The 1,875-nt window shown below is 67.1% G+C and carries 1 protein-coding gene; it reads left to right on the top strand.

What is annotated here, in order from left to right; genetic code table 11:
* Positions 1 to 1,875, top strand: a 1,875-nt coding sequence (locus tag EOA27_RS34540) for a UvrD-helicase domain-containing protein (protein WP_145970761.1), incomplete at both ends; no start/stop codon positions are given.

Genomic DNA, 1,875 nt, shown 5'->3' with positions numbered 1-1,875 from the left:
ACCGCTATCTGGCCGGGGCCAAGGCGATCCTCGACGTGTCGGACCGGCTGGCGCTGTTCCGCATGCTGGAAGGCACGGCGGCGGCGCTCACCGTCGCGGGCTGGCTGATCGCGCGCTACGAGCAGTTGAAGCGCGGACGCGGCTTCCTCGACTTCAACGACCTCATCACCCGCACCGTGAGCCTGCTGTCACGGCCCGATGCCGGACCATGGGTGCAGTTCAAGCTCGACCAGGGCATTGATCATATCCTGCTCGACGAGGCGCAGGACACCAGCCCGGACCAATGGGAGGTGGTGAAGAAGCTGACGGAAGAGTTCTTTGCCGGGCTCGGCCAGCGCGAGGCAGTCAGGCGCACGGTGTTTGCCGTCGGTGACGAGAAGCAGTCGATCTACTCCTTCCAAGGGGCAGCGCCGGATTCCTTCGCTGAAAGCCGGCAGCTGTTCGCCGGGCGCGTGCGCGACGCCGAAGCCGCCTTCGCCAATCTCAAGCTCACCTGGTCGTTCCGGTCGAGCGACGATGTGCTGGCCGCCGTCGACCGCGTCTTCGCTGAACCCGGCGTGCGGCGCGGCATCAGCCACGATCCCGATCCGCTCAGCCACAAGGCGATCCGCAATGACGCGCCCGGCTATGTCGAGGTGTGGCCATCGGTCGGCGCCGAGATGGTCGAGGAACCGGACGACTGGACCTTGCCGGTCAACCACGCCAGCGCCCCCGCCGTGCGCGTCGCCGAGCATGTGGCCACGACCATCCAGACCTGGCTCAAGCAAGGCGAGGTCATCGAAGGCAAGGGCAGGAAGCTGACCGCCGGCGACATCCTGGTGCTGGTGCGCAAGCGCGACCGCTTCGTCCATGCGCTGTCGCGCAGCCTGAAGAACCGGCAGATCCCGGTCGCCGGCGCAGATCGGCTCAGCCTGCCCGGCCATATCGCGGTGCAGGACCTGATCGCGCTCGGACATTTCCTGATCCAGCCGGAGGACGATCTTTCGCTGGCCGCGGTGCTGCGCAGCCCGATCTTCGAGGTCTCCGAGGAGACGTTATTGACGCTTGCCAGCCAAAGGCCGAAGGGCCAGTCGCTGATTGCCTCGCTCAGGCATCACGCGGCCGAAGATGTTTCCCTCGCCGCTGTCGTTAGCCGGCTCGATGGCTGGGCAACCGAGGTCGCGTTCAAGCCGGTGTTCGAATTCTACGCCGCGGCGCTGGCGCGCGACGGGCTGCGCCGCAAGATGACGGCGCGGCTTGGACCCGAAGCCGGCGACATCCTCGACGAATTCCTGAGCTTTTGCCTGGCCGAGGAACGGACCGGACTGCCGGGGCTGGAATCCTTCCTGTCGACACTGGAGAATGCGGGCCCCGAGATCAAGCGCGAGATGGACCAGACGCGCGATGAGGTGCGCGTCATGACCGTGCACGCCGCCAAGGGCCTGGAGGCGCCGTTGGTCTTCCTGGTCGATGGCGGCTCGGCGCCGTTCAGCGACCAGCATCTGCCGCGGCTGATGCCGTTCGAAAGCTCGGGGACGCAATGGAGGGGCAAGGGCTATCTGTGGCGCTCGGCCAGCGATGTCGCCAATGGCGTTTCGAAGGCGGCCTCGGTGCGGGCGCGCGAACTGGCGGACGACGAATACCGGCGGCTGCTCTATGTCGGCATGACGCGCGCCGAGGACCGGCTGATCGTCTGCGGCTATCACGGCAAGCGGCAGCCCAGCCCCGGCACCTGGCATTCGATCGTCAGCCGCGCGCTGCTGGGCGCGCCCGAGAGTTCCGAGCGGCGGCATCCGGCGACGGCCGATGTGGCGGTGCATCGCTTCCATAAGACGAAACTACCGCCGGTTGCGCTGGCGGAGGGCGAAGCCGAGCATCCAATCGAGCATCTTGCGC

This window comes from Mesorhizobium sp. M2A.F.Ca.ET.037.01.1.1 (assembly GCF_003998075.1).
In the GTDB taxonomy this organism is placed as follows: domain Bacteria; phylum Pseudomonadota; class Alphaproteobacteria; order Rhizobiales; family Rhizobiaceae; genus Mesorhizobium.
Note: the sequence above shows the minus strand (reverse complement) of the source record. Positions and strands in the feature narration are given on the sequence as shown.